Raw genomic sequence first — 7,890 nt, forward strand, 5'->3', positions numbered from 1 at the left:
ACCAGTAGATCACACTTCATCGTGCTTTTCATTTTTCTGGGGAACCCTCAGCCCTGTGGGAGAGGGCCGGGGTGAGGGCATCAGCCCGCACAAACCTACACCCCATACCCCATCATCTTCAACAACTGCTGCGCATGCTGCACCGCATCCTGACGGTGCGCCACGCCCAGCTTCTGATACAGATTGCGGATATGCGTTTTGATGGTGGTTGCCGCCACCGCCAGCTCACCGGCAATCTGCTCATTGCTGTAGCCTGAATAGATAAGCCCCAGCACCTGCCATTCGCGCTGCGTCAGCGGGCTGGTGCGAATAAGTTCAGGCACTTCCGGATGGTTCAGCAGGCGCTCAACGAAGTTCTCGTCGAAGTGGGCGAACTTGTGGCGATGGTGCTGGTTAATCTCGCGCAGGATGCGCTGGGCACGGTGCTGATCCAGCTCCGGCAGCGTGTTGAGCTGAATAAGCTGACGCAGCTGCTGAGCCATCACTTCGCCCTCAATCACAAAGTGACTGATAAATCCGGTACGGTTCGCCAGCTGCAACGCCTCCAGCAGCACGCGCTGGGCATCATTTTTACGCCCGGCCTGCCAGTAGAGCTGGTTAAGCAGCAGCAGGTTACGGTTGAGATCGCTCATCAGACGCAGGCTGCGGGCGTTCTCGTTCAGCTCTTCCAGCACAATCTCAGCCGGTTCAAACTCACCGAGCAGGATCTGCGCACGGGCAATGTTTCGCCACTGGCTTTGCAGGAAGTGGTTATTTGCAAATTCAGGTTTTGGCGTCTGGCGCAGCCAGTTGGCGGCGGATTTCTTATCACCCGTCATCTGCCAGTAAATCACCCGCACCTTATCGGCGTTCGAAACCCAGTCGCTGTGGTACTGACCATTGCCGAGCAGGTTCTCCAGACGGTTCAGGTGGTTGCGGGCATTGTCCAGATCCCCGCGCGCCAGCGAGCATTGCACCAGCAGGGCCAGGCACTGCAGTTGCTGCTGCGGCTGGAAGCCGGAAAGTACCTCTACGCCCTGGCGGGCACAGCTCTCTGCTTCATCCAGGCGCGACCACGCCCACAGAAGCTGGGCGCGAATACGCAACAGGAATTCGTGCATTGGCAGCTGTTCAAGATGCTGTTCGCGAATCAGCTGGAACGCCTTTTCCTGATTCTCCCAGGCCGCCTGCAGGAACCCCTGAGCAAATAAAATTTCGCTTTGCTGGATCAGGCTCCACAGCGCGTAATGCCAGACATCATGACGGCGGGCCATCTGTTCGGTCTGTTGCATCAGCGACAGGGAGCGCGTCAGCTCACCCTTGCAGTGCAGTACCTCGCCGTGTACCGACGTCGCCACAATGCGGCTGTAGAAATTGGCCAGCGGCAGCTCATCCAGCGCGACCATTGCCAGCCGCTCTGCTTCTTCCGGATCGCCATCGTTGATTGCTACCTGGGCCCGCAAGGCGTTAAATTCGCCGTGCAGGGTGGTATCCATATCGCTTTCCATCTCCTGCTCGGCACGCGCCAGCAGGGTATTCACTTCGCTGTAGCGGTGCTGGCTCTGCATCAGCCAGGCCTGCAGCAGCACCAGACGCGGGTTCTCCAGCAGGCTCTCCCACGGCAACGCTTTCAGCGACTCTTCCAGCAGCGTCAGTTCGCTGTGGTTAAACAACCCCCACGCGTGGTTGAGGAGGATATCGCGCAGCATGCTGGCATCACCGGCGGCGAGCGCATGATGGATAGCCTCGCTCGGGAAGCCTTGCGCCATCCAGCTCTCAGCGGCAGCCCGGTGGATGTCCGGCAATTCAGTCGCCAGCTCCCACTGGCAACGCTGGCGCAGGAAACTGCCAAACAGCGGGTGATAGCTGAACCATTCGCCGGGATCGTCCATCCGCGTCAGGAACAACCCCTGGCGTTCAATCTCTTCAAGCTGCAGCTGACCGTTTTCGCAGCCGGTGACGCGCACAATCAACGCGTCGTTCATGGAACGCAGCAGGGAGCTCTTCAGCAGGAAATGGCGGGTCGAAGGATCGACGCTGTTCAGCACCTCATCCACCAGGTAATCAGAAAGATGGCTGGCGTTGATCCCCGCCAGGCGACGCGCGGACTGATGCGTCGGGCTGTTGTTTTGCCGGGCGGAGAGGGCAATCAACTGCAGCGCTGTCGCCCAACCGGCGACATCGTCGCACAGGCGGCTGCTTTCAGCGGCCTCAATCGGTGAGTTTAGGCGGCAGTCAAAGAACTGTTTGGCTTCCTGATGGGTAAAGGCCAGCTGTTGGCTACCCACTTCCAGCAGTTGATCGCGCACGCGCAGGTTGGCAATGCCCAACTGCGGCAGGTTACGCGACAGCACCACCAGGGTCAGGTTTTCCGGCTGATGGCGCAGGAAGAAGCGCATGGACTCATGGATCACCGGGTTAGTGATCAGATGATAATCATCAATGACCACGTAAAGCGGGCGGTGCCACTCGGCCAGTTCAATAAACAGCTGAGAGAAAAGGGAGGACAGGCTGGCGTACTGGCGCTTTTGCACCATCACTTCGCTGGCCACGCAGTGCCCGTTGGTGGCCTGCTGAATAGCGGCAATCAGATAGCTGGCAAAACGTTCTTGCTGGTTATCGCCCTCATCAAGGGAGTACCAGCCAAGATCGCTTTTACCTGCGGCCCATTGCGAAATGAGCGTTGTTTTTCCATAACCTGCAGGGCTCGTAACCAGCGCCAGTCGGAAATTATGCGCGCCGGAAAGTTTAGCCAACAGACGCTCGCGGACCACTGTATGGTCAAGACGAACCGGGCGACTTAATTTAGACGGAATCAACATAGGTTTCACTTCACTGTGGGGAACGAGAGAATTTATTTTTTTTGCGCTTCGTAATTAATAGATATAAGGTCGGCCAGAAAGAGAACTATTGCAAGTTATGTCTGGTTTTGGTGGCTCTGAATTTGCACTCTGTCACAAAACATTCAGAGAGATGATGGAACTTTCTGGAAAGGGCTGTGATGCCGCGTCAATGCTGGCTTGTATGGCTGTGCTGCGGCTGCGCTGAAACTGGTTTCAGAAAGGTATAGTGACGTCAAATTTAATAAACGCGGGGTAAAGTTTAGTGAAATTAATAATCTTCTTCGTCTGACCCGGTTGCAGAAATATTATTCTACGTAAGTAATCATTTCAGCGCGTTTTAATTTCACCCGAAACTGCATTTCATTTTCCTGACACGCTTCCCGGTTATCTTTTTATCTTCCTGACACACTCCGACTATGCTCTCAGAGTGGCCTCGATCACACTTTTATGCTCATCCCCGCTACTCCTCCCTGCCTAATCCCCTGCGGGAGGAGGAAGAGGAGAAATGAGCCAGGCACACTAGCGCCAACTTGTGTTTTCTTTCTAAAGGATGCCGATCCCCTATGTCACAGCCTACCTTCAACAAAGCTCAATTCCAGGCTGCCCTGACGCGTCAGTGGCAGCGTTTTGGCCTTCATGCTGCAAACGAGATGACGCCTCACCAGTGGTGGCAGGCGGTGAGCGGTGCGCTCGCAGAGCAGCTGGATGCTCAACCTCTGGCAAAACCGGTAAAAGGTCAGCGCCACGTCAACTACATCTCGATGGAATTCCTGATCGGTCGTCTGACCGGCAACAACCTGCTGAACCTCGGCTGGTATCAGGAGGTTGGGGATGTGCTGAAAGAACACGATATTAACCTGACCGACCTGCTGGAAGAAGAGATTGACCCGGCGCTGGGCAACGGTGGTCTGGGACGTCTGGCGGCCTGTTTCCTCGATTCGATGGCAACGGTTGGGCAGTCGGCCATTGGTTACGGCCTGAACTATCAATACGGTCTGTTCCGTCAGTCATTTGCAGACGGGCATCAGATGGAAGCGCCGGACGACTGGCACCGTAACACCTACCCGTGGTTCCGCCACAACGCGCAACTGGATGTGCAGGTGAACATTGGCGGTAAAGTATCAAAACAGGGTCTCTGGGAACCGGCATTTACGTTTATCGGCGAAGCCTGGGACCTGCCGGTGCTGGGTTACCGTAACGGCGTGGCGCAACCGCTGCGTCTGTGGCAGGCGAAGCATGCGCATCCGTTTAACCTGACCAAATTTAACGACGGCGATTTCCTGCGTGCTGAACAGCAGGGCATCGACGCCGAGAAGCTGACCAAAGTGCTCTACCCGAACGACAACCATCTGGCGGGCAAGAAACTGCGTCTGATGCAGCAATACTTCCAGTGCGCCTGCTCCGTGGCGGATATTCTGCGTCGTCACCACCTGGCGGGCCGCAAGCTGGCACAGTTGCCTGACTTTGAAGTGATTCAGCTTAACGACACGCACCCGACCATCGCTATTCCTGAACTGCTGCGTGTGCTGATCGACGAGCACCAGCTGAGCTGGGATGATGCCTGGGCGATCACCAGCCGCACCTTTGCTTACACCAACCACACCCTGATGCCAGAAGCGCTGGAGTGCTGGGATGAGAAACTGGTGAAAACGCTGCTGCCGCGCCATATGCAGATCATCAACAAGATCAATGACCAGTTTAAAACGCTGGTGGATAAAACCTGGCCGGGCAACAAAGCGCTCTGGGCGAAGCTGGCCGTGGTGCATGACAAACAGGTGCGCATGGCAAATATGTGCGTGGTGAGCGGCTTTGCAGTGAACGGTGTGGCGGCGCTGCACTCGGATCTGGTGGTGAAAGATCTGTTCCCGGAATATCACCAGCTGTGGCCGACCAAATTCCATAACGTGACCAACGGCATCACGCCGCGTCGCTGGATCAAGCAGTGCAACCCGCTGCTGGCCGGTCTGCTGGACAAAACGCTGAAGAAAGAGTGGGCCAACGATCTGGACCAGCTGATCAACCTGGAAAAATACGCGGACGACGCGAAGTTCCGCGAACAATACCGCGCCATCAAGCGGGATAACAAAGTGCGTCTGGCGGCGTTTGTGAAAGCGCGTACCGGTATCGAGATTAACCCGAACGCCATTTTCGACATTCAGATTAAGCGTCTGCACGAATATAAACGTCAGCATCTGAACCTGCTGCATATCCTCGCGCTGTACAAAGAGATCCGCGAGAATCCGCAGGCTGACCGCGTGCCGCGCGTGTTCCTGTTCGGCGCGAAGGCGGCACCGGGCTACTACCTGGCGAAAAACATTATCCTCGCCATCAATAAAGTGGCGGAGGCTATCAACAACGATCCGAAAGTGGGCGACAAGCTGAAAGTGGTGTTCCTGCCGGACTACTGCGTCTCTGCCGCAGAGATGCTGATCCCGGCGGCGGATATCTCCGAGCAGATCTCGACCGCGGGTAAAGAAGCGTCTGGTACCGGCAACATGAAGCTGGCGCTGAACGGCGCGCTGACTGTTGGTACGCTCGACGGTGCGAACGTAGAGATTGCCGAGAAGGTTGGAGAAGAGAACATCTTTATCTTTGGTCATACGGTTGAAGAAGTGAAAGCCCTCAAGGCCAAAGGCTACGATCCGGTGAAATGGCGTAAGAAGGACAAAGTGCTGGATGCGGTGCTGAAAGAGCTGGAAAGCGGTAAATACAGCGATGGCGATAAGCATGCGTTTGACCAGATGCTGCACAGCATGGACAAACACGGCGGCGACCCGTATCTGGTGATGGCGGACTTCACGGCCTACGTGGAAGCGCAAAAACAGGTCGACGTGTTGTACCGTGACCAGGAAGCGTGGACCCGGGCGTGCATTCTGAACACCGCCCGCTGCGGAATGTTCAGCTCTGACCGTTCAATCCGTGATTATCAGACTCGTATCTGGCAGGCAAAACGCTAAGGAAGCGCGATGGAGAGTAAACGTCTGGACAGTGCCGCGCAGGCGGCGGGGATCAGCCTCAGTTACATTAATGCTCACGGCAAACCACAGTCTATTGGCGCCGACACCAAAAGACGTTTGCTGGATGCCATGCACAAAACCGACGCGAAAGCGTCGGCCACGCCGGTACCGAACGTTAAAGTCTTCACCGCGGGCAAAAAGATGTCGCTGGCGGTGGAAGGACGCGGCGAGTTTACCTGGCTGCTGACCACCGAAGAGGGACATCAGCACAAGGGTCACGCCACCGGCGGCAAAGCACTCACCCTTCCGGCGAAGCTGCCGGAGGGTTACCACACCCTAACGCTCACCCAGGACGAGCTGCGCTTTCACTGCCGGTTGATCGTGGCGCCAAAACGTTGTTATGAGCCGCAGGCGTTGCTCGAAGGCAAAAAGCTGTGGGGTGCCTGCGTGCAACTCTACACCCTGCGCTCTGACAGCAACTGGGGCATCGGCGATTTTGGTGACCTGAAAAAGATGCTGGCATCGGTGGGGGAGCGCGGCGGCGCGTTTATCGGCCTCAACCCGATCCACGCCCTCTATCCGGCTAACCCGGAGAGTGCCAGCCCGTACAGCCCGTCGTCCCGTCGCTGGCTGAACGTGATTTACATCGACGTGAATGCGTTAGACGATTTCAAAAACAGCCCGGAAGCGCAGGCGTGGTGGGCACTTAGCACCACTCAGCAGGCGCTGAAGCAGGCGCGCGAAGCAGACTGGGTGGACTATTCCACCGTGACGGCGCTGAAGATGGCTGCCCTGCGTCTGGCGTGGAAAGGCTTTTCTCAGCGTGATGACGAGGAGATGGCCGCCTTCCGTCAGTTTGTGGCGCAGGAGGGCGAGAGCCTCTACTGGCAGGCGGCGTTCGATGCGCTGCATGCGTATCAGGTAAAAGAGGACGAAATGCGCTGGGGCTGGCCGGTCTGGCCGGAGGCGCATCAATCCGTCGACACGCCTGAAGTCAAAGCGTTCTGTAAAAAATACGCCGATGAAGTGGACTTCTACCTGTGGCTGCAGTGGCTGGCGTACAGCCAGTTTGCCGACTGCTGGCAGGTGAGCCAGGGCTATAAGATGCCGATCGGTCTGTATCGCGACCTGGCCGTTGGCGTGGCAGAAGGCGGGGCGGAAACCTGGTGTGACCGTGAGCTGTACTGCCTGAAGGCCTCCGTAGGCGCACCACCGGATATTCTGGGCCCGCTCGGCCAGAACTGGGGCCTGCCGCCGATGGATCCGCACGTGATGGCGGCGCGTGCCTACGAGCCGTTTATCGATCTGCTGCGCGCCAACATGCAGAACTGCGGCGCGCTGCGTATCGACCACGTGATGTCGGTGCTGCGCCTGTGGTGGATCCCCTACGGTGAGACGGCCGATCACGGGGCGTATGTTCAGTATCCGGTTGACGATCTGCTGTCGATCCTGGCGCTGGAAAGCAAGCGCCATCAGTGCATGGTGATCGGCGAAGATCTCGGTACCGTGCCGGTAGAAATCGTCAGTAAGCTTCGCGACAGCGGCGTTTACTCCTATAAAGTGCTCTATTTTGAAAACGACCATGAGAAAACCTTCCGCGCGCCGCAAGCGTACCATGAACAGTCAATGGCAGTCGCGACGACGCATGACCTTCCTACGCTTCGTGGCTATTGGGAAAGCGGCGATCTGACGCTCGGTAAAACCCTGGGTCTCTATCCGGATGAAGATGTGCTTCGCGGCCTGTATCAGGATCGCGAGCTGGCGAAGCAGGGTCTGCTGGATGCACTGCATAAGCACGGCTGTCTGCCGAAACGCGCCGGGCATAAAGCGTCGCTGATGTCGATGACGCCTACGCTCAACCGCGGATTGCAGCGCTACATTGCCGACAGCAACAGCGCCCTGCTGGGCCTGCAGCCGGAAGACTGGATTGATATGGCGGAGCCGGTGAACATCCCGGGCACCAGCTATCAGTACAAGAACTGGCGCCGTAAGTTATCCACCACGCTTGAGACGATGTTTGCCGATGACGGGGTGAACAGGCTGATTAAGGATTTGGATAAGCGGCGAAAAGCAGTCGCGAAGAAGTGATAAAAAAACCCGCCAGTGGCGGG

The 7,890-nt window shown here is 57.1% G+C and carries 3 protein-coding genes; 2 read left to right on the forward strand and 1 reads right to left on the reverse strand.

Annotation, left to right across the window (positions count from 1 at the left end; all coding sequences use genetic code 11):
* Positions 1-95: 95 nt before the first annotated feature.
* Positions 96-2,801, reverse strand: a complete 2,706-nt coding sequence (malT, locus tag AK59_RS0121230; RefSeq protein ID WP_029883766.1) for an HTH-type transcriptional regulator MalT — start codon at positions 2,799-2,801, stop codon at positions 96-98.
* Between the two features lie 584 nt (positions 2,802-3,385).
* Here malT and malP point away from each other — a divergent pair.
* Positions 3,386-5,779, forward strand: a complete 2,394-nt coding sequence (gene malP, locus AK59_RS0121235; protein ID WP_029883767.1) for a maltodextrin phosphorylase — start codon at positions 3,386-3,388, stop codon at positions 5,777-5,779.
* A gap of 9 nt (positions 5,780-5,788) precedes the next feature.
* Positions 5,789-7,867, forward strand: a complete 2,079-nt coding sequence (malQ, locus tag AK59_RS0121240; protein ID WP_029883768.1) for a 4-alpha-glucanotransferase — start codon at positions 5,789-5,791, stop codon at positions 7,865-7,867.
* Positions 7,868-7,890: the final 23 nt, after the last annotated feature.

It is taken from the genome of Enterobacter sp. T1-1 (genome assembly GCF_000710795.1).
GTDB classification, from domain to species: domain Bacteria; phylum Pseudomonadota; class Gammaproteobacteria; order Enterobacterales; family Enterobacteriaceae; genus Enterobacter; species Enterobacter cloacae.

Bases quoted from the DNA above. Each gene is read 5' to 3' on its own strand.
- malT (WP_029883766.1), bottom strand. From the start codon at position 2,801: ATGTTGATTCCGTCTAAATTAAGTCGCCCGGTTCGTCTTGACCATACA.
- malP (WP_029883767.1), top strand. From the start codon at position 3,386: ATGTCACAGCCTACCTTCAACAAAGCTCAATTCCAGGCTGCCCTGACG.
- malQ (WP_029883768.1), top strand. From the start codon at position 5,789: ATGGAGAGTAAACGTCTGGACAGTGCCGCGCAGGCGGCGGGGATCAGC.